This is a genomic window from Schumannella luteola (assembly GCF_013408685.1).
GTDB classification, from domain to species: domain Bacteria; phylum Actinomycetota; class Actinomycetes; order Actinomycetales; family Microbacteriaceae; genus Schumannella; species Schumannella luteola.
In genome coordinates, this window is sequence record NZ_JACBZY010000001.1 from 1,596,470 (window position 1) to 1,621,194 (window position 24,725).

General features: G+C 71.2%; 23 protein-coding genes. 13 read left to right on the top strand and 10 right to left on the bottom strand.

From position 1 onward, the window contains the following. Positions 1-382 precede the first annotated feature (382 nt). The 10 genes from BJ979_RS07080 (at position 383) to BJ979_RS07125 (ending at position 10,396) form a co-directional block, all read left to right on the top strand. Positions 383-1,273: a substrate-binding periplasmic protein gene (locus BJ979_RS07080; RefSeq protein ID WP_179566569.1), complete on the top strand. Its 891-nt coding sequence runs from the start codon at positions 383-385 to the stop codon at positions 1,271-1,273. Between the two features lie 43 nt (positions 1,274-1,316). After that, on the top strand, positions 1,317-2,063 hold the full coding sequence (locus BJ979_RS07085) for an amino acid ABC transporter permease (RefSeq protein ID WP_179566571.1): 747 nt from the start codon (positions 1,317-1,319) through the stop codon (positions 2,061-2,063). Next, positions 2,060-2,866 carry an amino acid ABC transporter ATP-binding protein gene (locus tag BJ979_RS07090; protein ID WP_179566573.1) on the top strand — a complete coding sequence of 269 codons (807 nt, stop codon included), beginning with the start codon at positions 2,060-2,062 and terminating at the stop codon, positions 2,864-2,866. Before BJ979_RS07085 ends, BJ979_RS07090 begins: the two co-directional genes overlap by 4 nt. 83 nt (positions 2,867-2,949) lie before the next feature. After that, positions 2,950-4,191, top strand: a complete 1,242-nt coding sequence (locus BJ979_RS07095) for an FAD-dependent oxidoreductase (protein ID WP_179566575.1) — start codon at positions 2,950-2,952, stop codon at positions 4,189-4,191. 29 nt (positions 4,192-4,220) lie between these two features. After that, positions 4,221-5,129 carry a dihydrodipicolinate synthase family protein gene (locus BJ979_RS07100; protein WP_179566577.1) on the top strand — a complete coding sequence of 303 codons (909 nt, stop codon included), beginning with the start codon at positions 4,221-4,223 and terminating at the stop codon, positions 5,127-5,129. Beyond that, positions 5,126-6,190, top strand: coding sequence for a proline racemase family protein (locus tag BJ979_RS07105; protein WP_179566579.1), 1,065 nt, complete (start codon positions 5,126-5,128; stop codon positions 6,188-6,190). The genes BJ979_RS07100 and BJ979_RS07105 overlap by 4 nt, the downstream gene beginning before the upstream one ends. A gap of 98 nt (positions 6,191-6,288) precedes the next feature. Further along, positions 6,289-7,782 (top strand): gamma-aminobutyraldehyde dehydrogenase, encoded by a 1,494-nt coding sequence (locus BJ979_RS07110; protein WP_179566581.1) that lies wholly within the window; start codon positions 6,289-6,291, stop codon positions 7,780-7,782. Continuing rightward, the gene (locus BJ979_RS07115) at positions 7,779-8,537 is read left to right on the top strand and encodes an SDR family NAD(P)-dependent oxidoreductase (RefSeq protein ID WP_179566583.1); all 759 of its coding nucleotides are present in this window, start codon (positions 7,779-7,781) and stop codon (positions 8,535-8,537) included. The genes BJ979_RS07110 and BJ979_RS07115 overlap by 4 nt, the downstream gene beginning before the upstream one ends. Next, positions 8,534-9,280 carry an SDR family NAD(P)-dependent oxidoreductase gene (locus BJ979_RS07120; protein WP_179566585.1) on the top strand — a complete coding sequence of 249 codons (747 nt, stop codon included), beginning with the start codon at positions 8,534-8,536 and terminating at the stop codon, positions 9,278-9,280. Before BJ979_RS07115 ends, BJ979_RS07120 begins: the two co-directional genes overlap by 4 nt. 81 nt (positions 9,281-9,361) lie before the next feature. Then, complete coding sequence (locus tag BJ979_RS07125; protein WP_179566587.1) at positions 9,362-10,396, top strand: proline racemase family protein; 1,035 nt, start codon at positions 9,362-9,364, stop codon at positions 10,394-10,396. Positions 10,397-10,511: 115 nt separating this feature from the next. On the opposite strand, the gene BJ979_RS07130 is transcribed toward BJ979_RS07125, so the two are convergent. Genes BJ979_RS07130 through BJ979_RS07140 form a run of 3 tightly spaced genes read right to left on the bottom strand, consistent with a single transcriptional unit; the run spans position 10,512 to position 13,137 of the window. Beyond that, positions 10,512-11,555 carry an Ldh family oxidoreductase gene (locus tag BJ979_RS07130; protein WP_179566589.1) on the bottom strand — a complete coding sequence of 348 codons (1,044 nt, stop codon included), beginning with the start codon at positions 11,553-11,555 and terminating at the stop codon, positions 10,512-10,514. Then, positions 11,552-12,535, bottom strand: coding sequence for an EamA family transporter (locus BJ979_RS07135; RefSeq protein ID WP_246286716.1), 984 nt, complete (start codon positions 12,533-12,535; stop codon positions 11,552-11,554). Before BJ979_RS07135 ends, BJ979_RS07130 begins: the two co-directional genes overlap by 4 nt. A gap of 11 nt (positions 12,536-12,546) precedes the next feature. Next, on the bottom strand, positions 12,547-13,137 hold the full coding sequence (locus BJ979_RS07140; RefSeq protein ID WP_179566591.1) for a short chain dehydrogenase: 591 nt from the start codon (positions 13,135-13,137) through the stop codon (positions 12,547-12,549). Between the two features lie 209 nt (positions 13,138-13,346). On the opposite strand from BJ979_RS07140, the gene BJ979_RS07145 reads away from it, so the two are divergent. Beyond that, positions 13,347-14,846: a CoA-acylating methylmalonate-semialdehyde dehydrogenase gene (locus tag BJ979_RS07145; RefSeq protein WP_179566593.1), complete on the top strand. Its 1,500-nt coding sequence runs from the start codon at positions 13,347-13,349 to the stop codon at positions 14,844-14,846. A 198-nt stretch (positions 14,847-15,044) separates the two neighbouring features. On the opposite strand, the gene BJ979_RS07150 is transcribed toward BJ979_RS07145, so the two are convergent. After that, complete coding sequence (locus tag BJ979_RS07150) at positions 15,045-16,631, bottom strand: PucR family transcriptional regulator ligand-binding domain-containing protein (protein ID WP_179566595.1); 1,587 nt, start codon at positions 16,629-16,631, stop codon at positions 15,045-15,047. A 165-nt stretch (positions 16,632-16,796) separates the two neighbouring features. Here BJ979_RS07150 and BJ979_RS07155 point away from each other — a divergent pair, with 165 nt between their 5' ends. Together BJ979_RS07155 and BJ979_RS07160 are read left to right on the top strand one after the other, a co-directional pair. Further along, positions 16,797-18,134: an aspartate aminotransferase family protein gene (locus BJ979_RS07155; protein WP_179566597.1), complete on the top strand. Its 1,338-nt coding sequence runs from the start codon at positions 16,797-16,799 to the stop codon at positions 18,132-18,134. Positions 18,135-18,508: 374 nt separating this feature from the next. Then, the gene (locus BJ979_RS07160; RefSeq protein ID WP_179566599.1) at positions 18,509-19,123 is read left to right on the top strand and encodes a DedA family protein; all 615 of its coding nucleotides are present in this window, start codon (positions 18,509-18,511) and stop codon (positions 19,121-19,123) included. A gap of 84 nt (positions 19,124-19,207) precedes the next feature. Here the strand turns inward: BJ979_RS07160 and BJ979_RS07165 are convergent, their stop codons facing one another. From BJ979_RS07165 to BJ979_RS07190, 6 genes are all read right to left on the bottom strand, one after another. Then, positions 19,208-20,518, bottom strand: a complete 1,311-nt coding sequence (locus BJ979_RS07165) for a DUF998 domain-containing protein (RefSeq protein ID WP_179566601.1) — start codon at positions 20,516-20,518, stop codon at positions 19,208-19,210. 164 nt (positions 20,519-20,682) lie between these two features. Continuing rightward, positions 20,683-21,102 (bottom strand): ArsR/SmtB family transcription factor, encoded by a 420-nt coding sequence (locus BJ979_RS07170; protein WP_179566603.1) that lies wholly within the window; start codon positions 21,100-21,102, stop codon positions 20,683-20,685. A 37-nt stretch (positions 21,103-21,139) separates the two neighbouring features. Further along, positions 21,140-22,069: a cation diffusion facilitator family transporter gene (locus tag BJ979_RS07175; RefSeq protein WP_179566605.1), complete on the bottom strand. Its 930-nt coding sequence runs from the start codon at positions 22,067-22,069 to the stop codon at positions 21,140-21,142. Between the two features lie 99 nt (positions 22,070-22,168). Beyond that, positions 22,169-23,599, bottom strand: a complete 1,431-nt coding sequence (locus BJ979_RS07180) for a DUF2510 domain-containing protein (RefSeq protein WP_179566607.1) — start codon at positions 23,597-23,599, stop codon at positions 22,169-22,171. A gap of 110 nt (positions 23,600-23,709) precedes the next feature. Continuing rightward, entirely contained in the window at positions 23,710-24,030 is a 321-nt protein-coding gene (locus BJ979_RS07185; protein ID WP_179566609.1) for a nuclear transport factor 2 family protein, read from the bottom strand. Between the two features lie 119 nt (positions 24,031-24,149). Next, positions 24,150-24,701 (bottom strand): carboxymuconolactone decarboxylase family protein, encoded by a 552-nt coding sequence (locus BJ979_RS07190; protein ID WP_179566611.1) that lies wholly within the window; start codon positions 24,699-24,701, stop codon positions 24,150-24,152. Positions 24,702-24,725: the final 24 nt, after the last annotated feature.

The following is a 24,725-nucleotide window of genomic DNA, read 5'->3' on the forward strand; positions in this document are numbered from 1 at the left end:
ACCGTCACACGCGCCCCTTCGGGCGCGCGTGTCTTCTCGGCGTGCGCGGAAATGCCCGATCAGGGCTGAGCGGCGCTTCGGCTGATGACGCGGCGGAGTCGGTCGCGTGACATCCGCGTTTCGGCGTGGATGTCGCGGCGACGCTTGCGTCCGTTCGTGACCGCGGGTACCTTGACGTCAATTGCCAGATTGTAAGACGCTGTGACAACGAAGTCAGAAGGCTCACCCGATGCAACGACGTATCCCCGCACCAGGGCAATTCCTCGCTGACCGCGGATCCACGGCACGACCGACGGCCTAGCCGTCACCCGTGGATCGCCGTCCCTCGGCGATCCGCGTCCTCCACGCAGCACTCCCTCGCACTGCCTCTAGAAGGGTCGCCATGTCCTCAACCTCCTCCCGCAAGCGCAAGCAGCAGGGTTCGACCGGTCGCTCCGTCCTCATCGTGATCGGCGTCATCATCCTCGCCCTGCTCGGCGGCTACATCGGCGCGACGGTCAGGGGCGGCGGCGCGGCCGCCGCACCCGGCAGCAGCGCGGCTGCCACGACGCCGTTCCTCGACGGCATCAAGCAGCGCGGCGAACTGCGCATCGGCATCGCGCTCGCGCCGCCGCTCACCGCCAAGCTGAAGAGCGGCAAGTACGGCGGACCCAACATCCTGCCGCTCGAGAACCTCGCCAAGCAGCTCAAGGTCAAGGTGACCACCGTCCCGGCCGAGTGGGGCAACATCGTCGCCGGTCTGCAGGCGGGTCGCTACGACTTCGCCGCCTACCTCGACCCGACCGTCGAGCGCTCGATGTCGATCCGCTTCACCGACAACGTGCTCACCTACCAGGGCGTTCTCGTGGTGCCGGCGAACTCGCCCTACTCGACCGCTGAGCAGATCCTCTCCTCGGGTCAGCCGATCGCCAGCGCTCAGGGCTCGGCCGTCGGCTCCGGCGCCAAGGCCGCCGGATACACCGTCACCGACCTGCCCGACTACACCGGCGCGCTCACTGCCGTGAAGGCCGGCCGCGCCGCCGCCGAGGCGACCGACTCGCCCACCGCCGTGGGCCAGGCGCAGGCCGATCCCGACGTGAAGATCATCGTGCCCGACCCGATCTTCTACCAGTCGGGAGCCGCCTATGGCGTGCCCGCGAACATCGACGAGCGCTCGCTGCAGGTCATCAACATCGCCATCGCGACGACGCAGAACAGCGGCGAGCTGAAGAAGGCCTTCACCGAGGTCGGCTACCTCGAGATCGACAACCTGGGCGATCTGCAGAAGCAGTGATCGCGGCTGAGCACGAGACCGCACCGACGAGAACGAGAGAGCAATGAACTACAACTTCGACTGGAGCGTGGTCACCGGGAACATCCCGGAGCTCCTGAACGGGCTCTTGACCACGCTCGAGATCGCGGTGATCGTGATCGTGCTCAGCATGATCCTCGCCGCGCCGGTGGCGATCGCTCGCATGTCGAGCGTCGCCCCGGTGCGGTGGATCGCCCAGATCTACATCGAGATCTTCCGCTGCACCCCGCTGCTCGTGCAGCTCTTCTGGATCTTCTACGCGCTGCCGACGCTGACGGGCATCACGCTGCCGGGGTTCGCCTCGGCGGTCATCGCCCTGACGCTCAACCTCACGGCGTTCATGGCCGAGGCCTACCGCAGCGGATTCCAGGCGGTGCCGAAGGAGCAGATCGAGGCGGCGCAGATGCTGCGGCTCACGCCCTTCGAGCGCACCATCCACATCATCATCCCGCAGGCGCTGCGCCAGCAGCTGCCGGTCATCCTGTCGCTGAACATCTCGCTGTTCAAAGACACGGCGCTCGTCTCGACGATCGCCGTCGCCGACCTCATGTTCGTCTCGAACAGCATCGTGGCCACCAGCTACCGCTCGCTCGAGATGTTCACGGTCGCGGCGCTGGTCTACTTCGTCATCGCGTTCCCGGTCTCGCTGGTCACCAGCAAGATCGAGCGCAACATGATCGAGGGCAACGAGCGCGGCGGCGGCAGCGGCCCGAGCCTGCTCTCCCGGATGCTCCCGGGAAATCGAACGAAAGCGGCGGTGACGACGGCATGAGCCAGACATCCAGCACCGGACCGACCCCCGCGGTCGGGACCTTCACGGCCTCGATGGGCGATGTGCTCGTCTCGGCTCGCGGACTGCAGAAGAGTTTCGGCGGCCGGCAGATCCTCAAGAACGTCGACTTCGACATGTCGCTCGGTGACATCACGGTGATCATCGGCAAGTCGGGATCCGGCAAGAGCACGCTGCTGCGTGCGCTCGCCGGACTGACCGACCCGGACGCCGGCTACATCTACTTCGACGGCAAGACGGTGTTCGACGACGAGGAGCGCACCGACGACTGGTACGACGTCGAGGCGCACGTGGGCATGGTCTTCCAGACCTACACGCTCTGGCCCCACATGGACGTGCTCGCCAACCTCACCCTCGCGCCGCTCAAGCGACTCGGCTACTCGAAAGCCGAGGCCAAGGAGCGGGCAGAGCAGGCGCTCGAAGAGGTCGGCATGGCCCACCACCTGCGCAGCCGGCCCACCCAGCTCTCGGGCGGCGAGCGGCAGCGCGTCGCGATCGCCCGGGCGCTCATGATGCGGCCGAAGCTCCTGCTCTGCGACGAGATCACCAGCGCCCTCGACCCGCCCGTCGCGGCGGAGGTGCTCGAGGTGCTGCGGCGCCTCAAGCAGGAAGAGGGCATCGCGGTCGCGCTCGTCACGCACGACATGGCCTTCGCGTCGAAGGCCGCCGACCGCGTCGTGTTCTTCCACGACGGCGAGATCGCCGTCAACGCCACACCCGATGAGGCGTTCAACCACAACGACAACCCCGACCTCGCGAAGTTCCTCGAGGCCGTGCGGTTCTGATCCGCGGGGCGGGTGGCCGGACATCCGCCTCCCGCTCCGGCGGCCCATCCCATCACCCAGCAACACGAAGGACCACTGCAGCTGTGCACACGGTAGTCATCGGCGGAGGAGTCATCGGACTCACCACCGCCTACGAACTCGCTCGTCAGGGCGAGACGGTCACTCTGGTCGACGCCCGAGGCACCGGCCTCGGAGCCGCGGCCGTCAACGCGGGCTGGATCGTGCCCGCCGAGGCGGCGCCGGTCCCCGGCCCGGGCGTCGTGCTCACCTCGCTGAAGTGGATGCTGCGCCCCGACAGTCCTCTCTACATCCGCCCGTCGCTCGCCCCCTCGTTCGTCTCCTTCATGCTCGGCATGTGGCGCGCCTCGAACGCGAAGGCGCAGCACGCGGGCTTCGCGGCGCACCTCGCGCTCGCCGAGAACACCATCGAGGTGTTCGACGAGTACCGCGCCGACGGCATGGACTTCGAGATGCACAACGAGGGACTGCTCATGGCGTTCCTCGACAAGTCGAACCTCGAGCACCACCTCACCCACTACGACCTCGTCGACAGCCACGGCCTCGCGCCGACCACGCTCGTCGGCGACCAGGTGCGCGAGCAGGAGCCGCTCATGAGCGACGCGGTGCAGGGCGGGCTCTTCTTCCCGAAGGAGCGCCACGTCGACCCCGAGTCGCTCATGCGGGCGCTTCACGCCAAGCTCGTCGATCTCGGCGTCGAGCTCGTCGAGAACGCGCCGATCGACGCGGTCGAGCGCAGCGGAGACCGGGTCGCCGCGGTGCGCTCCGGTGCGCGCCGCTTCGACGGCGACCGCTTCCTGCTCGCCGCCGGCGCCTGGACCGGTCCCGTCTCGAAGCTGTTCGGGCAGCCGCTGCCGGTGCGCCCCGGCAAGGGCTACAGCGTCGAGGTCGCGCCCTACGGGCTGAAGAGCGCCGTCAACCTCAGCGACGCGAAGGTCGCGATCACCCCGCTCGCGAACAAGCTGCGCCTCGCCGGCACCATGGAGTTCGGCGGGCTCGACGAGAACATCAACCAGGTGCGCGTGGATGCGATCCTGCGCGCGCCGAAGGCCTACTTCCGCGACTGGGAGCCGCCGGCATCCGCCCCCGTCGCCCGGGCCGGCATGCGGCCCATGACGCCCGACGGGCTGCCGATCATCGGCCAGCTCGGCGGCATCCGCAACGCCTACGTCTCCACGGGTCACGGGATGCTCGGCGTCACCCTCGCCCCCGGCAACGCCCGCGTCGTCGCCGATCTGATCCTGCAGGGCGCGACCTCGCCCCTGCTCGCGCCCTTCACCCCCGCGCGCTTCCGCGGCGGCCGCTGAACCTCACGACACACCGAAAGGACCGCACCATGTCCCTCCAGCTGACCGGCATCCTCGCCGCCGTCACCACCCCGTTCACCGCCGACGGCTCCGCCCTCGACGAGGCCACCGTGCACAGCCAGGTCGACCGCCTCGTCGCCGGCGGCCTGCACGGACTCGTGCCGACCGGCACGACCGGCGAGTTCACCTCGCTCACCCCGGCCGAGTACCGCCGTGTGATCGAGGTCTACGTCGAGGCCGCGGCGGGCCGCGTTCCCGTCATCGCCGGAATCGGCAGCCTGACCACGGCCGGCGCGATCGAGCTCGCCCAGCACGCCGAGAAGGTCGGCGCGGCCGCCGTCATGGTCGTGCCGCCGTTCTACGACCCGCTGTCGTTCGACGCGGTCAAGGTGTTCTTGACGGCGGTCAGCGATGCCATCACGATCCCGATCATGTACTACAACGTGCCTGGCGCGACCGGGGTGAAGCTCGGCGCGGCCGAGCTCGCCGAGCTCGGCGGCATCCCGCGCGTCGACTACCTGAAGGACACCTCGGGGGATGCGGTCGCCTTCGCCGAGCTCGTCGCCGTGCGCGGTGACGAGATCAAGGCCTTCAACGGCTGGGACACGCTCACGCTCGCGGCGATCGCGAGCGGCGCGGAGGCTTCGGTCTGGGGCGTCGCCGGCATCGTGCCCGAGCAGGCTGCCGAGCTGTGGCGCGTCGCCGTCGACGAGAAGGACATCGACCGGGCCCGCGAGCTCTGGCGTCCGCTCTGGGCGCTCAGCGACTTCCTCGAGTCGGTCAACTACGTCGCCGGCATCAAGGCCGCGCTCGAGCTGATCGGCCACCCCGCCGGCCCGCCGCGCGCGCCCATCCAGCCGCTGCCGGCCGCCGAGCGCGAGCGTCTCGCCAGCATCCTCGACCGCCTCGGCGTGCTCGCCGCTCCCGCCGCCGCATGACCGAGCCGATCTTCCGCCTGGAGACCATCGAGGTCCACGCCGAGGGCGAGCCCGGCCGCGTGATCGTGAACGCCGCCGACTTCGTCGAGGGCGACACGATGGCCGAGCGCTTCGACTTCTGCGTGCAGAACCTCGACGGTCTCCGGCGGGCGATCCTGCGCGAGCCGCGCGGCTACCCGGGCCTCTGCGCCGTCTTCCTGCTGCCGCCGGTGAACCCGGAATCGCACTTCGGGGTCGTCGTGCTCGAGCAGGGCGGATTCACGCCCATGTCGGGCAGCAACACGATGTGCGCCGTGACCGCCGCGCTCGAGGGCGGCCTGGTGCCGATGGTCGAGCCGGTGACCGAGGTGCGCATCGACACCGCGGTGGGCACGGTCACCGCGCTCGCGAACGTCAGCGGTGACAAGGTGACCTCGGTCACCGTCGTCAACGTGCCCGCGTTCGTCGTCGACATCGACCGCCCCCTGCACGTGCCCGAGTTCGGCATCGTGCCGGTCGACATCGTCTTCGGCGGGCAGTTCTTCGCCCAGGTCGCCGTCGCCGATCTCGGGCTCGAGCTCGACCCGGCCCGGGGCAAGGAGCTAGCCCGCGCCGGTGCGCTCGTGAAGCTCGCCGCGCAGGAGCAGGTGGATGTCGTGCATCCGCTGAACCCGGCCATCGACGCGGTCAACCTGATCATGCTGCACAGCGGCGACCGGAGGCCCGGCGTCACCTCGCAGAACACCGTCGTGCTGACCAACGGCCCGCTCTCGGCCGCCGACCCGCGCACCTGGACGGGCGCGCTCGACCGCTCGCCCTGCGGCACCGGCACCTCGGCGCGCATGGCCGCTCTGCACGCGCGCGGCCAGCTCGAGATCGGCGAGAAGTTCGTGCACCGCAGCATCATCGGCACCGAGTTCGTCGGCGAGCTGACGGCCGCGACCGAGGTCGCGGGCCGCAGCGCCGTGCAGCCCACTGTCACCGGCCGCGCCTGGCTGACCGGGCGCGCCAGCTGGACGCTCGACCCCAGCGATCCCTTCACCGCCGGCTACACGGTCGGCGACATCTGGGGACCGCAGTAGGCGTCCGCGCCCGCGGCCCGCTGCCGTCGCGCAGCAGAACCATCCGCACCACCCCGCACCGCACCAGAACCATCCGCAGCACAAGGAGCTGATACGTCATGAGCGAGAGCCTGTTCATCAACGGCCGTCGCCGTGCATCCGAGTCCGGCGTCACGCAGGACGTCATCGATCCGTCGAACGGCGAGGTCGTCGCCACTGTCAGCGTCGGTGACGAGAACGACGTGAACGCGGCCGTCGAGGCCGCCCGCGCCGCGTTCCCCGGCTGGTCGACCGCGGCCCCGGTCGAGCGCTCGGCTGCCCTGAGCAGGTTCGCCGCCCTGCTCGAGGAGCGCGCGGAGGAGTTCGCGCAGCTCGAGAGCCGTCAGGCCGGCAAGCCGATCCGCCTCACCCGCGAGTTCGACGTGCCGGGCACGATCGACAACGTCGCCTTCTTCTCCGGCGCGGCCCGCAACCTCGAGGGCAAGGCCACGGCCGAGTACTCGGGCGCGCACACCTCCTCGATCCGCCGCGAGGCGATCGGCGTGATCGGATCCATCTCGCCGTGGAACTACCCGCTGCAGATGGCCGCGTGGAAGATCCTGCCGGCGATCGCCGCCGGCAACACGATCGTGCTGAAGCCCGCCGACACCACCCCGCTGACGACGACGCTGTTCGCCGAGGTCGCCACCGAGGCCGGCGTGCCCGACGGCATCATCAACGTCGTCACCGGTCGCGGGCGCGAGGTCGGTGCGAAGCTGCTGCGCCATCCCGAGACCGACATGCTCTCGTTCACCGGCTCGACCGGCGTCGGCCGCACCGTGCTGGATGCGGCGGCTACGACCGCGAAGCGCGTGCACCTGGAGCTCGGCGGCAAGGCGCCGTTCGTCGTCTTCGACGACGCCGACCTCGAGGCCGCGATCCACGGCGCCGTCGCCGGCAGCCTGATCAACACCGGCCAGGACTGCACGGCCGCGACGCGCGCGATCGTGCACCGCTCGCTCTATCAGGACTTCGTCGACGGCGTCGCCGAGCTGTACGGCAAGGTCGTGCTCGGCCCGACCGCGGATCCGGACACGGATCTCGGCCCGCTGATCAGCTTCGACCACCGCGACAAGGTGGCCGGCATGGTCGACCGCGCGCGCGACTACGCCCGTGTGATCGGCGGCGGCATCCCCGAGGGCGACGTCTTCGCGCAGGGCTCGTACTACCGCCCGACGCTCGTCGCCGATGCCGACCCGCAGAGCGAGATCGTCAAGGACGAGGTGTTCGGCCCGGTGCTCGCGGTGACGCCCTTCGACAGCGATGACGAAGCCATCCGTCTCGCCAACGACACGGTCTACGGCCTCGCCTCGTCGGTGTGGACTCGCGACGTCTACCGCTCGCTGCGCGCCACGCAGGAGATCCGCGCGGGCGTGGTCTGGGTCAACGACCACATCTCGATCATCAGCGAGATGCCGCACGGCGGCTTCAAGCAGTCCGGATTCGGCAAGGACATGTCGACGTACTCCTTCGACGAGTACACGGTCGTCAAGCACGTCATGTACGACCGCACGGGCGAGGCTCGCCGCGACTGGCACCGCACCATCTTCGCGAACCCGGGGGACAACCGATGACTGCACGCTTCACCGACCGCATCGCCCTCGTCACCGGCGCGGGCGGCGGAATCGGCAGCGCGATCGCCGCGCGCCTCGCCGAGGAGGGCGCGACCGTGATCGTGGCCGACGTCGTCGCCGAGGCGGCACAGAGGACGGTCGACGAGATCGTCGCCGGGGGCGGCGCCGCGGTGCCGAGCACCTTCGACCTGCGCTCGCCCGAGGCGATCCGCGCGGCCGTCGCCGGTCTGCTCGCCGAGCACGGCCGCATCGACGTGCTCGTCAACAACGCCGGCGTCAACCGCCGCGGCGCCCTGCTCGAACTCAGCGACGACGACTGGGCGCTCACCTTCGACGTGAACGTGGATGCGATCTTCCACCTCACCCGCGCGGTGCTGCCGCAGATGGTCGAGCGGCGCACGGGCGCGATCGTGAACACCGCATCCCAGTGGGGCCTGCACCCGGCCCCCGGTCACATCGGCTACAACGTCTCGAAGGCGGCGGTGGTGTCGTTCACGCAGAGCCTCGCCCGCGACTACGCGCCGCACAACGTGAGGGTCAACGCCGTCGCCCCGGGTGAGGTGCGCACGCCGATGGTCGAGGCGAACCTCGCCCGCACCGGGCGCACGGTCGACGACCTCAACAAGCTGGTGCCCTTCGGGCGCATCGGCGAGCCGAGCGAGATCGCCGCGCTCGTCGCCTTCCTCGCCTCCCACGAGACGCCCTACCTGACCGGCACGGTCGTCGAGATCACCGGCGCGCAGGCCGTCTCATGACCGCCGCACCCGTCGTGCAGCCGCACACGGCCCTCGTCACCGGAGCGTCCAAGGGGATCGGCGCCGCGATCGCGCGCGAGCTGCACGCCCAGGGCCTCACGGTCGTCGTGCACTTCAACTCCGACCGCTCCGCCGCCGAGCTGATCGCGGCCAAGCTCGGCGACCGCGTTCACCTCGCGGGCGGCGACCTCAGCGCTGCGGGCGGCCCCCAGCGGGTGTGGGATGCGGCGGTCGCCGCCGTCGGCCGCGTCGACGTGCTCGTCAACAACGCCGGCGCCTGGCTCTCCTCGCCCGTCGACGACGCGGAGGCGTGGGCGACCGGATGGCAGCGCAACCTCGCGCTGAACCTGCAGGCGCCCGCGGACCTCAGCCGCCTCGCGATCGAGCACTTCGCCGGCCGCGGCGGGGTGATCGTCAACATCACCAGTCGCTCGGCGCACCGTGGCGACGACGCCGACCACCTCGCCTACGGGGCGGCCAAGGGCGGTCTGCTCGCCTTGACCCGCGGCATCGCGCGCGGCTACGCCCAGCAGGGCGTGCTCGCCTACGCGGTGTCTCCGGCGTGGGTGGCGACCGAGCTGGCCGCCGGCGAGGAGCTGGAGAAGCTCGCCGCCACGCTCCCGCTCGGCGAGGTCACGCCGCCCGAGGAGGTCGCGGCCGTCGTCGGCTTCCTCGCCAGCGGACGCGCGCGCCACGCGACGGGCACCACGATCGACGTCACCGGCGCCGACTACGTGCGCTGAGCATCCACCCCGCCTCGGTCGCGAGACCATCGCGCGCCGCAGTCCGCTCCGGCGCCACAGCCCACACCCACGGAGGTACGCATGAGATTCGACCGGATGCTGCAGGTCGTCGACGCCCACGCCGAAGGCGAGAGCGGCCGCGTCATCGTCGGCGGCGTCGGGCAGGTCCCCGGCGAGACCATGTTCGACAAGCGCGTGTTCCTCGAAGAGAACCGCGACGAGATCCGCAAGCTCGTGCTGTTCGAGCCGCGGGGAGCGGTGTGGCACAACGCGAACATCATCCTGCCCTCGAATCACCCCGAGGCCGACATGGGCTACGTGATCCTCGAGACCACGGAGTACCCGGCGATGTCGGGCTCTAACACGATGTGCGTCGCCACCGTGCTGCTCGAGACAGGAATCCTGCCGATCGTCGAGCCGGTCACCGAGCTCACGCTCGAGTCGCCGGCCGGGCTCATCCGCGTGCGCTGTCAGGTGAAGGACGGCAAGGTCACGAGCGTGCGTCTCGTCAACCAGCCCGCCTTCGTCTATCACCGCGACCTCACGATCGACGTGCCCGGCATCGGCCAGGTGCGGGCCGACATCGTCTACGGCGGCATGACCTTCGTGATGGTGGATGCGGAGGACTTCGGCTACACCCTCGACCCGAGCGAGGCGCGCGTGCTCACCGAGGTGGGGGAGCGCATCAAGACCGCGGCGATCGAGCAGGTCGAGGTCGAGCATCCTGTGAACCCCGCGATCCCCGGGATCACCAACCTCGAATGGACGGGGCCGCTGCGCCGGGAGGACGGCGTGCTGACCGCGCGCAACACGGTCGTCGTCTCGCCGGGGCGCTGCGACCGCTCACCCTGCGGCACCGGCACCTCGGCTCGACTCGCGCTGCTGCACGCGCAGGGGCTCATCGAGCCCGGCGAGACCTTCGTGCACGAGTCGATCACGAGCAGCCGCTTCACCTGCGAGATCGACGACCTGACTTCGGTCGGCGCCTACGACGCTGTCGTCCCGGCGATCGCGGGGCAGGCGTGGATCAGCGGCTTCTCGCAGCTCGTGCTCGATCACACCGACCCGTACCCCACCGGCTTCACGGTGGCGGATACCTGGATGTCGACCGTCTGAGTCGTCATCCTCCGACGCGATCCGCGTCGATCCGGCCCCGGACCTGTGGTGGTGTCCGGGGCCGTTCTCGTGATCGGGACGCTTGCGTGCTCGATTCGCTCGGGCGGGAGAGACGTCAGGCGCGCGGCGACAGCGGCGCGACGCCGCAGAGCTCGGCGAGTCGACCCATCTCATCCCAGGTGAAGCGCTGCAGTGGAGTGCCCTCGGCGCGGCGGCGCTCCGCCGTCGCGAAGGAGCCCTCTCCCGGCAGTCGCACCGGGGCAGCGCCCTCGGCGACCGGGGCTGACGTGATGTGCGCCGCCGCGGCATCAAGGTCGGCGGTGAACTCGGCGAGCGGACGCATCGCGGCGACGTCGATCGCGACCAGGAAGACGCCCTGCCCATCGGCTCCGGGACCGTCGGAGACGGTGCCCGCTCCCGTGAGCGAGCCCGCCAGCGCCTCGGCGACGAGCGACAGTGCGAAGCCCTTGGCGCCGCCGAAGGGGTGCAGCACGTCGCCCGACGCCCACTCCTCGGGAATGGTCTCGCCGCGGTCGCGCCACTCGGAGACGCGACCCATCGCGACCGCGCTGGTCGCCAGGTCGATGACCAGATGGGGCGCCTGCGCGCGCGGGATGCCGAAGGCGATCGGGTTCGTCGACAGGCGGCCCTCGGTCGCTCCCGGGGGTGCGACGACCTGGCCGGAGCCGCTGTTGTTCGTGAAGACGAGAAGCGCGACCCCCGCCTCGGCGGCCTGCTCGGCGAAGTCGATCAGGCGACCGGCGTAGTCGCTGCCGTGCAGCGCGACCCCGGCGATGCCGTGCCGACGGGCTCGGTCGATCGCGACCGTGGTGGCGTCGCGCAGGGCGAGGTGACCGAAGCCGCGGGCGCTGTGCAGCCGCACGACGGAGCCGCGGTCGATCTCGATCTCGGTCGTCGCAGCCGGGTCGGTGGCTCCGGACTGCACGCGGGCGACGTACTCCGGAAGTCGGCGCAGCCCGTGCGACTCGTGCCCCGACAGCTCCGAGGTCACGATCTGCGTCGCCATGTCGCGAGCGTCGTCGGGGCGGGCGCCGATCGCGCCGAGAACCTGCTCGGCGAAGCGCTGCAGCTCGGCGGCGTCCACGAGCACGGTGTCGTCCTCGTGCTTCGCCGCGGGATCGGTCGTGGTCTCGGTCATGCGGCAGCCTCCTCGCTGCTCGGGCGCGCACGGCGGCGGCGCACGTCGATCGTGGCGGCGACGTTGGCGGTGGCGATCACGGCGATGCCGACCCACTCCGTCACGGTCGGCGCCTGGTGCAGGATCACGACGGCGGCCACCGCGGCCGCCACCGGGTTCAGGGTCGCCATCACGCCGAAGACCCGCGGCGGGATGCGGCGCAGCGCGAACACGTCGGCCGCCATCGGCACGACCGAGCAGCACACGCCGGCCACCGCGGCGAGCAGCAGCGCGAGCGGGGTGACCCGGCCCTCCACCGCGGCGACGATCAGGAACGGGACGGTCAGCACAGCGCCGAGCGACGCGGAGAGAGCGGGGCCCTGGAACCCCGGCACGGCGGCGCCGACCGAGCGGTTGAGGTAGATGTAGCTCGCCCAGCCGGCGGCGCCGGCCAGACCGAACCCGACACCGAGCCAGTCCGTCGTGCCGCCCGGGCCGACCAGCACGAGCACGCCGACCGCCGCGAGCGCGGCGGCGACGAAGTCGCGCACACGGCGCGCCCCGGCGACCGCGACGAAGAGCGGACCGAGGAACTCGAGGGTCACCGCCAGCGCGAGACCCAGCCGATCGATCGCCCCGTAGAGGCCCAGGTTCATGACCGCCGTCGCGAGCCCGAGCAGCGCGACCAGCCCGAGCGTGCGGCGGCTGAACCGCCAGAAGCGAGGGCGCGCGATCGGCAGCAGCACGGCCGCCGCGACCAGCTGGCGGATCGCGACGACGCCAGGCGGACCGATCGAGGTCATCGCGATCGCCGCCAGCGCGGCGCCCGACTGCGAGATCGGCGGGTGGATGATCAGCGCGAGGATCCCCGGCCACCGGCGGTAGGTCGTCGTCGGCTCAGCCGGAACCGGGATGGCGCCGATCGATCCGGTCGCGACGGAGTCCGGCGTCCAGCCGTCGTCAGCCGTGCCAGCGGGCGTCTCGTCGTCGGGTGCGCGCATGGCCGCCCTGCTCAGACGGCGAAGATGCGGCCGGTCTGCACACCCTCGATCGACTTGACGTAGGCGAGGGCCACATCGGCCGCGGGAACCGGCTTGAAGCCCGGGAACGCCGAGTGGTAGCCGGTGGCCTCGAGCAGCACGGTCGGGCTGACGGCGTTGATGCGGATGCCGCGCGGCAGCTCGGCGGCGGCGCCGATGACGTACGACTCGATGGCGCCGTTCGCGGCCGAGGCGGCGGCGCCGGTCGCGATCGCCTCGCGGGCGAGGATGCCGCTGGTGAGCGTGATCGAGCCCCCGTCGCGCAGCGCGCGCACGGCCTCCTGGGCGACGGAGATCTGCGCGAGGGCCTTGTTCGCGAGAGCATCGCGGTAGTCGTCGGCGGTCAGCTCGGCGAGCGGCTTGAAGGCGACCGAGCCGAAGGCGGCGACGACGGCATCCAGCTCGCCGATGCTCTCGAAGAACGCGGTCACCGCGGCGGCGTCGGTCGCGTCGAGCCCGGGGGCGCTGCTCCGGGTGACGGCGACGACCTCGTGGCGGTCGCGGAGCGCATCCACCACGCTGGATCCGATGTGGCCCGAGGCGCCGAGCACGGCGATCTTCATGTGCGTCTCCTTGACTGGGGTGGTCGCGGCGTCGAATCGCGCCGCTCACGTCTGATTGTCTGACCCTATCGTCTGACCCTTGATCCGGACCGGATGCCGAGGGCATCCCGAAATGGCGTCGAGTCGGCCATCCTCTCGACATTCGGGCACGGGATGAGATCCCGCCGCCGACCTAGCCTGGCCCGGTCACCACTCCCGGAAAGGCCCTCATGTCCGACTCCCTCCCCCTCGTCCAGCACTGGATCAACGGCGCCATCAGCGAGTCGGCATCCGGTCGCACCGCGCCGGTCTTCGACCCCGCTCTCGGGCAGCAGACGAAGTCGGTCGTACTGGCCGATCAGGCCGAGATCGACGCCACGGTGGCTGCCGCGCAGGCCGCGTTCCCGGGCTGGAGCTCGACCTCGAACGCGAAGCGCCAGCAGGTCGTCTTCGCCTTCCGCGAGCTGCTGAACGCGCGTTCGCGTGAGCTGGCCGAGATCATCACGTCGGAGCACGGCAAGGTCGTCTCGGATGCCGCCGGCGAGGTCGCCCGCGGCCTGGAGGTCGTCGACCTCGCGACGGGGTTCCCGCACCTGATCAAGGGCGGCTACTCCTCGAACGTCTCGACCGGTGTGGATGTCTACTCGATCAAGCAGCCCCTCGGCGTGGTCGGGATCATCAGCCCGTTCAACTTCCCGGCGATGGTGCCGTTGTGGTTCTTCCCGATCGCGATCGCCGCCGGGAACACGGTCATCCTCAAGCCCAGTGAGAAGGATCCGTCGGCGGCGCTGTGGCTGGCCGAGCTGTGGAAGGAAGCCGGCCTGCCGGATGGTGTCTTCAACGTGCTGCAGGGTGACAAGCTCGCGGTCGACGGCCTGCTGAACGCCCCCGAGGTGCGCTCGATCTCCTTCGTGGGCAGCACGCCGATCGCGCAGTACATCTACGAGACCGCCGCGAAGAACGGCAAGCGTGTTCAGGCCCTCGGTGGTGCGAAGAACCACATGCTCGTGCTCCCGGATGCGGACCTCGACCTCGTCGCCGACTCCGCGATCAACGCGGGCTTCGGCTCCGCGGGCGAGCGGTGCATGGCCGTGTCCGTGCTGCTCGCGGTCGAGCCGGTCGCGGATGACCTCATCTCGAAGATCACCGAGCGGATCGGCAAGCTGCGCATCGGCGATGGCCGCCGTGAGCCCGACATGGGACCGCTCGTGACGGAGGCGCACCGGGACAAGGTCGCCAGCTACATCGACATCGCCGCCGCCGACGGGGCAACGGTCGTCGTCGACGGGCGGGGTATCGACGTCGACGGCGAGGCGGATGGGTTCTGGCTCGGGCCGACGCTGCTCGACAACGTGCCCACCACGTCGCGTGCGTACACGGAGGAGATCTTCGGACCGGTCCTGTCCGTCGTGCGCGTCGCCTCGTATGAGGAGGGTGTGGAGCTCATCAACTCGGGCCAGTTCGGCAACGGGACGGCGATCTTCACCAACGACGGCGGCGCCGCACGTCGTTTCCAGACCGAGATCCAGGTCGGCATGATCGGCATCAACGTCCCCATCCCCGTCCCCGTCGCGTACTACAGCTTCGGCGGCTGGAAGGACTCCCTCTTCGGTGCGAACAAGGCCTACGGCCCCGCCGGGTTCGACTTCTTCACGCAGGAGAAGGCCATCACCTCCCGCTGGCTCGACCCCTCCCACGGCGGCATCAACCTCGGCTTCCCCCAGAACTAGTCGGAGATCCCAGAACTAGAGGAAGCCGGAACACAACCGGCAGCTCGCGCGGGGTGGTCGCTCGCCCCGCGCGGCTCGGCTGCCCCGGTGCGAGCCGGCGGAGGTGGTCCTCCGGCTCGCGCCATGGTGCGGACCCGCCACATGGGCGCGGGTCCGCACCTTTCTGTCTCCGCCGGCGATCTGCCCGAGCGGGTGCGATCAGCCCCGTGCGCGGAACCGCAGCGCCGTCCACGCCTCGAGTCGTCCCTCGAAGCCGTCGAGGTCGACGCCGAGCACCTTTCCGGCCTGGCGGATGCGGCTGCGCAGGGTGTGGCGGTGGATGCCGAGCCGCTGCGAGGCGCGCTCCCAGGAGCATCCTTCGTCGAGCCAGACGTCGAGCGCCTCGATCAGGTCGCCATCGTGCTCGGCGTCGTAGTCGGCGAGCGGCGCGATCACCCGAGCGGCGACGCGCTCCGCCTTCTCCGAGTGCAGCAGTCCGAGCACCCCATCGCCGAGGAAATCGTCGAAACGCGCTGACGTCGCACCGGTGCGCGCCGCGTGCCGCAGCGCGTGTGCGGCCTCGTCGACGCCGACCGCGAGCTCGGCGTAGGCGACGAGCGACGACAGCCCGACGACGCGACCCAGCCGGGCGGCGACCTCGGTCACGGCGTCGACGCCTCCCGCCTCGACGAGCACGATCGTGCGGCCGGCCCGCTCGGCGTGGAACACCGATCCGGCGCTCTCGTCGGCGAGGATCTCGAGCGCGTCGCGCAGCTCCGCCCCGCCGGCCGACGACTCGAGCAGCGCCACCGTGACGGGGTCGTCGGGGAACCCGCCCCAGACCGCCGTGGCGGTCTGTCGTGCGACCGCGGTGCTGCCGGCCAGCAGCAGCTCGAGCAGGCCCGCGCGCAGCGCCCGCCGCGATTCGTCGAGGGCGCGGTTCTGTTCGAGCGCCAGGCTGGCCAGGGCGATCACGCTCGTGACCAGCTCGGTCGCGGCGCGGTCGAGGGGCTGCTCGTGCTGCAGCACCAGCGCCCCGCGCAGGCCGCCGGGCTGCCCGAGAGTCTGCACGGTCACCCGGGCGCCGCCGGCGTCGAGGCGCGACGCGGCGCGGCGTCCGCGGCGCAGCACCGCCACGACCTCGTCGGTGATCGTCGGCAGCAGTGCGAGATCCACCCCGCGCGCCGCCGGCACACGCACCGGCCGCGCGGCGCCATCGAAGAGCGCCACGCGGCAGGCGAGGCGCGATTCGAGCTCGACGAGGATCGCGGAGATGCCATCGGGTTTGAGCGCGGCGAGGGCGATCGCGCGTTGGGCGCCGAGTGACCATTCCATCGCGCGGGTGCGCTCGGCCGCGGTCGCCTCGGCGACGTGGCGGATGATCGCGATGAAGGGAATGCGGTCGGGCACCTCCACGAGCGGGAACGACCGGTCGACGCAGGCCGCCAGCAGCTGCGGTGGAGTGCCGGCGTGCAGGAACTGCGTGGCGAAGCCGAGCCCGATGACGCCGGCGCCGATGAGCCGGTCGATGTAAGGGCCGAAGTCGTAGCGATCCGGATGCTCGAGCCCGAACTGGCTTCCGTCGGTCAGCAGCAGCGTGCCGGGGGAGAGGAACTCGGTCGGGTCGTCGAGGTCGGAGCTGTGCACCCAGTCGACCGGGGCCGTGCGGCGACGTCGGCTCACCGTGTCGTCGAAGGCGTCGATGCCATAGGCCGTCGTGTCGGTCGCGCTGCCGCCGGGGCCGGTTCCGGCGAGCCGGAGCCGCAGCTCGCGCACCGCGAGCAGTCCGTCGATCGTCGGCTCCATGGTCCTCCGCTCGACAGGATCCGTGCGCCGACCCTAACAGCGCCCAGCGTGCCAGAGTGGTGATCGCCGGCTGTCTGTCGCTCCATTTCGTGATCGCTTCGACGGTCGGATCGGCGCACCATGAATCCAGGCGGAGCGGCCGCCGATGGAAGGAACGCGAGCACCATGACCCTCACGAGCGGCTACGACTTCGATCAGGCGACCAGCGCCGATCGCATCCGCGAACTCGATCGCAGCGTCTTCCACTCCTGGTCGGCCCAGGGCTCGCTCGATCCGCTCACGATCGCGGGCGGCGAGGGCAGCACCGTCTGGGATGCGGACGGCCGCCGCTACCTCGACTTCTCCAGCCAGCTCGTGAACACCAACATCGGGCACCAGCACCCCGCCGTGATCCGCGCGATCCAGGAGCAGGCCGCCGTGCTCGCGACCGTCGCCCCCGCTCACGCGGTCGCCGTGCGCGGCCAGGCCGCGCAGCGCATCCTCGGCCACGCCCCCGCCGGCTTCGACAAGGTCTTCTTCACCAACGGAGGTGCGGATGCGAACGAGAACGCGATCCGCCTCGCCCGTCTGCACACGGGCCGCGACAAGGTCGTGTCGACCTATCGCTCCTATCACGGCAACACCGGCGCCGCCGTCGTCGCGACCGGCGACTGGCGCCGCGTGCCCAACGAGTTCGCGCGTGGTCACGTGCACGTCTTCGGACCGTACCTCTACCGCAGCGAGTTCTGGGCCGAGACCCCCGAGCAGGAGAGCGAGCGCGCGCTGCGCCACCTCGAGCGCACGATCCAGGCCGAGGGACCCGACAGCGTCGCTGCGATCCTGCTCGAGACGATCCCGGGCACGGCCGGCATCCTGACGCCGCCGCCCGGCTACCTCGAAGGCGTGCGGGCGATCGCCGACCGCTACGGGATCGTGTTCATCCTCGACGAGGTCATGGCCGGCTTCGGCCGCACCGGCGAGTGGTTCGCGCTCGACGCCTTCGGCGTCACCCCCGACCTGATCACCTTCGCCAAGGGCGTCAACTCCGGCTACGTGCCGGTCGGCGGCATCGTCATCTCGGATGCCATCGCGGCGACCTTCGACGAGCGCGTCTTCCCCGGCGGTCTCACCTACTCGGGCCACCCGCTCGCGATGGCGTCGATCGTCGGCGCACTCGACGCGATGGAGACCGAGGGCATCGTCGCGAACGCGAAGCGCATCGGTGCCGACGTGCTCGCCCCGGGACTCGCCGAGCTGCAGCAGAAGCATGCGCTGATCGGCGAGGTGCGCGGGTCCGGCGTGTTCTGGGCCCTCGAGCTCGTCGCCCACCGCGGAACCCGCGAACCCCTCGCCGCCGGGTACATCGGCCGCGCGAAGAAGCTCCTGATGCAGCGCGGACTGCTGCCCTTCACGGCCGACAACCGCATCCACGTCGTGCCGCCGGCCGTGGTCGCCGACGACGAGGCGGCGCAGGCCCTCGGGATCTACGACGAGGTGCTGACCGCCCTCGCGCGGGAGCTCTGAGCCGAGGCATCCCACCGACTCGGGGGGCGGTCCGCCGCCTCCGCACCGACCGGGCGCTTCGAGCGCCCGCCGACCCGGCCGGGGTGGGCATCCTGATGCCGCTTGCTGCCCGCCGCCGGTCCGCGCCGTCCGCTCACGGCGCTCGAAGGCCCCGGGATCTCGTCGTCTCGGGGCTTTCGACGTGGTCGGACGCGTCGCGCTGAGGCGCCCGCCGCAGCGAGGGAGTCGGGAGATCGACCAGCGTCGCCCCTGCATGATCCGCTCTGCGCTGCTTCCGCCCGAGTGCTGTGTCCCCCGTGGAGTCACTCCCTGGTCTGACGACCTCGGGACCTCCGGTCGATGTGGTGCACTGCGGTGCTCCGTAGCGTCGGATCATGGACGTCGTCAACGAGCTCATCTCCCAGGCCGCCACCTCGCCGTGGCTGCTGCCGATCGTGTTCGCGCTGACGATCGTCGACGGGTTCTTCCCGCCCATGCCGAGCGAGACCGTGCTCGTCGCGGGTATCGCGGTGGCGGCTTCGGCGAGCGATCCGCTCAGCGTCGTGCTGCTGTGCCTGGTCGCGGCGCTCGGCGCGGCGATCGGCGACAACATCGCCTACTCGATCGGACACGGCGTGGGGTCGACGCGATTCCGCTGGATGCGCACGCCGCGTTCGGCTGCCACGATCGGCCGTGCGCGGCACGCGCTCGATCGCCGGCCTGCGCCGCTGCTGCTCGCCGGGCGGTTCATCCCGGTCGGCCGCGTCGTGATCAACATGACCGCGGGTGCTCTGCGCTTCCCGCGACGACGCTTCATCCCGCTGTGCCTGGTCTCGGCGCTGTCGTGGGCCGTGTTCAGCGCGGTGATCGGGATCTTCGCCGGAAGATGGCGCAGCGGCAGCCCCCTGCTCAGCGCACTGCTCGGCACTCTGCTGGCGCTCGGCATCGGTCTTCTGATCGAGCGCATCCACTCGCTGCGGGGCCGGTCGTCCGGGGCGACGGCGGGCTGACCTCGGTCCGTCGCCACGCCAGGTTCCGGAGCGCTTCGACGGGACCGCCGCCGCAGGGCGGCGCCCCGGGCGTCCCGCCCAGCGTCATCGCGAGGATCGCCGGCCGAGAAGGAGCCCGGCGGCGAGACCCGCCGAGATCCCGAGCACGGCGTCGACCGTGAGCGGACCGAGGGCTCGCGCAGATCCCAAGGACCCGGGTCGCGTGCATCCCTGCGATCGCGTCGATCCCGTGAACCCCGCAGAAGGCGTCGCGGCGACCGCGCCGAGGCCGCGCGCCGAGGCTCCGACCGAGCGCGCGTCCGCTGTCTCGAGCAGGCGAGGCGACTCCGCCGGGTCGCCGATCGTGCGGGCGAAGAGCATGAGCCAGCCGAAGATCACGATGACCGAGAGCAGCTCGAGCGCGGTCGTGTTGAAGTAGCCGACGGGCCAGTAGAGCAGCACCATGCCGAGCAGCACCGCCAGGAACACGGTCGTCGTCGACGTGAAGGCGCGGGTGAGCCCGGCGATCGCCAGCGGCACCACGAGGATCAGCGCGGCGAAGCCGGCGAGCAGCCCGTAGGCGAAGACCTTGTGCAGCGGCTCGTTCTCGCTGACCGGAACCCAGCCGACGCCGATGAGCGCGACTCCGACGACGAACAGCAGGCCCCGCACTACCGTCGGGCCGTGCACCCGCTCGGCACGGCGGCTGCGGGCGTGCAGGTCGAAGGTGACGAAGTCGGCGAGGGTCAGGATGGCGGTGCCGGCGACGATGATCGTCAGATTGAAGGTGGCGGCCGAGACCGCGGTGCCGGCGCCGAGGGTGCTGAAGTTGGCGCGCCACCAGTCCGGCTGCTCGGTCGTCAGCATGCTGGCGAAGCAACCGGCCAGCAGGAACAGGCCGAGCAGCACCGAGAGGCGGCGCGTCGTCATGTCGGAGGCGATCGCCGACATGATCAGGGCGCTCGCTCCGGTCGTCGCGGCGACGACGGCGGACGCGGCGAGGCGATCGACTTCGAGGTCGCGGAAGGCGAGCGCGAGCACCGCGAACAGCGAGCTGGTGAGCAGCACGGCGACGCCGGCGGCTGTGAACGCGAGGCCGACGGTGTCGAGCACGTGCCGCCACAGGCGACGGGCGCGCCAGCGGGCGCCGCCGCGACTCGCGAGCACGTAGCCGACCGCGAACGAGGCCCCGCCCGCGAGCCCGGCGAAGATCGCGGCGACCGCCCCGACCGATCCCGCGCCCCACAGCGGAGCGGGCGAGCTCAGGATCGCGCCGAACACAGCGCCGACCACCAGCGCGATCGCGCCCGCGACGAGGCCGCGTGCGTCAGCGGATCGTGCGGCCGTTCGCGTGGCGGTCCGCGTCGCGAGCGGCGCAGCGTCGGGCCCGCCTGTCGCGCTGCGCCCGGCGTCCATGCGCGCATCCTGCCCCGGCTCGGCCGGGCGAGGGAGGATTCCCTGGGATCTCGCCGAGTGGATGAGCGAGGCGCCGGGCTCGGCGGGTGGGGCGCCGGGCGGACTGGAGGCTGGCTGGTTCGGCGGAGCCGACGGCGCCGACTGGGCCGATCCGGCCGCCGCCGTCAGTGCTCGTCGCCGACCGGATGCAGCGGGTTCGCGTGGCCGACGTGATCGAGGGCGAGCTGCAGCAGCGCGCGCACGTGCGCGTCGTCGATCTCGTAGTGCGCCTCGCGGCCCTGGCGGTGCACGCTCACGACGCGGTGTGCGCGCAGCAGGCGCAGCGCGTGCGACACCGACGACTCGCTCGAACCGACGGCCGCGGCCAGATCGCGCACGCGCATCCGCCCGTTGAGGAGCGCCGAGAGGATGCGCACGCGGGCCGGATCGCCCAGCAGCGAGAAGACGTCGGCGACGTGCTCCACCGCGTCGTCGCGGGGGAGTGCGGCGCTGGGGAGTGCGGCGCTGGGGAGTGCAGCGCGGGCGTCCTCAGCCGGAACGGGCGCCGTCGCGGCCGCCGCATCCCTCGCATCGCTGCTGCTCATCGCGCTCACGATAACCCCCGTCGGTCTCGAATCCGGCTCAGACCGGCAGCTCGCGCTCGCCGCGGAAGCTCGCCGGCTCGCACTGGATCGTGGCGTGGTGGATGCCGTTCTCGTCGAGCACGGCTTGCGTCGACTCGAGCACGGTCGCGTAGTCGGCGCCTTCGGCGACGCGCACGTGTCCGGTGCAGTTCTCGATGCCGGAGGTGAGAGTCCAGACGTGCAGGTCGTGCACGCTGTCGACGCCGGGCAGCGCCTCGATGCGGGCCACGAGCTTCGGCACGTCGACGTGCTTCGGGGCGACCTCGAGCAGGATGCGCAGGGCCTGCCGGGTGAGCAGGAAGGTGCGCGGCAGGATGAACAGCCCGATTCCGACGCCGATGATCGGGTCGGCCCACGCCCATCCGGTCGTCCAGAGGATGATCGCGGCGACGATCACGCCCACCGAGCCGAGCATGTCGCCCATCACCTCGAGCATCGCGCCGCGCAGGTTGATGCTGTCGCGGGCGCCGGAGCGCAGCAGCAGGAAGCTGACGATGTTGACGGCGAGGCCGACGACCGCGGTGATCAGCAGCGGAGGGCCGGGCACGTGCTGCGGATCGCCGAGACGCATCACGGCCTCGACGATGACGTAGCCGGCGACGCCGAACAGCAGCACGCCGTTGGCGAGGGCGGCGAGCACCTCGAGCCGATAGAGGCCGTAGGTGCGCTGGGCGGTCGCGGGGCGACGCGCGAGCAGGATGGCGGTGAGCGCCATCGCGAGGCCGAGCACGTCGGTGCCCATGTGCCCGGCGTCGGAGATGAGGGCGAGCGAGTTCGTGGCGAAGCCGACGATGAACTCGACGACCATGAAGGCGCCGGTGAGGATGACGGCGATGACCAGGGCGCGCAGGTGGCGGCTGCCGGCGCTGCCGGCGCTGTCGGCGCCGGCGTCGCCGATGGCGAGACCGTGGCTGTGTCCGGCGCCCATATGCTCTCCCGTCTGTTCATATGAACAGTCGTTCATATATTGGGCGTGTGGCGTGACGGTGTCAACCCCGCGGCATCGGCGTCCGGGATGCCGGCCGGGTCAGATCGTCATGTCGACGATCTTCTTCGCCACCGCGAGCATCTCCGGGGTGCAGGTCACCGGGTAGTTGATGCGGTAATCGGGCTTCTGCACGAGCGACATGCACTCGGCCGAGGCCTCGTACTCCCAGCTGAGGCCCGCCATCCAGTCGGGCATCTGCCCGGCCTGGTCGGTGAACAGGCGGGTGAAGTCGGGGTCGGCCTTCATCCGGTCGTCGACGCGGTTCTGCAGCACGTGCGAGAACTCGTGCACCATCACGTCATCCCAGGTGTCCTGCCCGGCGGTCGCGGCGGCGCGGTAGACGGTGGGCGCCATGACCTTCGTCGGCCAGCGGGATGAGACGCAGGCCTGGGTGCCGTCGGTGCCGTTGCCGCAGGTGGCGTCGCTGAACTCGAACTCGGCGATGCCACCGCTGATGCGGTCGAGCGCGGCCTCGGCGGGGCTGCCGGTCGTGTTGACCATGTTCGCCGCCTTCGGCGCGTAAGTCGTCTCCCAGTCGGCCACCTCCTCGGCGATCTCGGCCGCGAGGTCGTCGACGACGCTGATCGACGAGGTGATCATCCACAGTCGCGGGCTGGACGAGGAGCGCTCGTCGTCGACCTCGGACGTCGCGCGATCGAGGCTCGCCTGGCTGCGGACGAGCTCGTAGCCGTAGCGGTGCTCGTCGAGGTAGGCGACCAGGTCGGCGCGCTTCTGATCGAAGAGCGCGATCGCCTCCTTCGGCGTGCGCGGCGCTGCGGTGCCGGAACCCGAGGCGGAGTCGGCGGACCCGCGCAGGATCGCGCCGGCGGCGATCACCACGATCAGCAGCAGCGCGAGCAGGCCGAGACCGCCTCCGCCGACGCCGAGCAGCACCTTGCCCCAGGTGGGCATGCCCGACTGCACCCGCGCGGGCGGGCGCTGCGGCTGCAGGTAGGGCGGATACGGCGCGTACGCCGGATGCGGGGCGTACGGCTGCTGCGGAGCGAAGGATCGCTGTGCCGGGTAGGGCTGCGGTGCGTAGAGCTGAGGTGCGAGGTTCTGCGGCGGGTACTGCTGCGGCAGGTGCTGTTGCGGGTACGACGGCAGGGGCGGGCCGGCCGGCGTCGCGTACGGAGAAGGGGACGCCGGCGGCTGCGGCGCGTACTGCTGCGAGGCGTACTGCTGAGAGGCGTGCTGCGGCGGCGGCGCCGCACGCGGTGGCACGTATCCGCTCGGCGGCACCCAGCCCTGCGACGACGGGGACGCGGTCGGCGGCGGCGAGGCGAGCGCGGGCGAGGGCTGGGCAGGTGCGACCTGGGCGGGTGCGCCCTGAGCCGGTGCATACTGCTCCGTCGCAACCGGGGCCGTCACGACCGGCCGCGGTCGGGTCTGCCCGGTCCAGCGCTCGCCGTCCCAGAGGCGGATCAGGTGCGGATCGACGGGGTCGGGATACCAGGCCGGGGCGGGCATGTGCGGGAGGAGCCTTTCACTGCGCAGACGGCTCACTGTAACCCGCCGCTGAGCTTTCATCAGCGGGGATGCGCGACCACGGTCGGGCGTCGGTCAGCGGGCGTCGAGCGTCAGGGCGTGATGAGCATCCGCGAGATCCGGTCGCCGTCGACGGTGAAGCGGATCGGGCTGGTGCCGTTGTAGCCGTCGCCGGTGACCGTGACGGTGACGATCCAGTCGTCGCCCTGCTGCTCGGCGTCGACGAGCGCGAAGTGCGAGCGCTTGCCGATGTTGTCGGAGGCGTCCCATGAGCGGGCGCCGTCGTGGCCGTGGAAGCCGCGGCCCCAGTCCTCGAGGTAGGCGTCGTCGGTGAAGTTCGCGACGAAGGCGTCGCTGTCGGCGGCGTTGGTGGTGTCGATGAAGCGCTGGATGGCGGCGGGGATCTCGGTCATGCCTCGAGCGTGGCACCGGCGAGGGGGCGCATCCAGGGAGCGTCGATCCGGGGGCTGCGGATGCGCGCTGCGACGTCGATGCCCGCGTCGCGGCGGAGGGCGCGACGCGGGCGCTCGGCTCAGGCGGCGGTGCCGCTGCGGAACGGGATCGACGGGAAGTCGACCGGGGTGCCGAGGGCGACGTTCACGTAGTTCGTGAAGATGTTGAGCGCGACCTGGCCGATGGTCTCGACGATCTCCTCGTCGCTCCAGCCGGCGGCGCGCACCGCATCCACGTCGCTCGCCTGAATCTGGCCGTGGTCGTCGACGAGCTTCAGGGCGAAGGTGAGCAGGGCGGCGATCTTCGGGTCGTCCGACTGACCCGCCTGGGCGCTCGCGAGGGCCTCGCGGCTGACGCCCGCCTTGCGGCCGAGGGCGGTGTGCGCGGCGAGGCAGTACTCGCAGCGGTTGCGGTCGGCGACGGCGACGGCGAGCTGCTCGCCGATCGCGGCGCCGAGCTTGCCGCCGCCGAAGGCGCCGAACGAGCCCCACATGCTGGTGAGCGCGGCGGGCGAGTTGGCGACGGCGCGGAACATCGCCGGCACGGCGCCGAAGGCGGCGTTGATCTGGTCGAGCTGCTCCTTGACGGTGCCGGTGGCGGTCTCGCGCTCGACGAGGGCGACGTGGGTCATGGGGTTCTCCTTGGTGAGTGGATG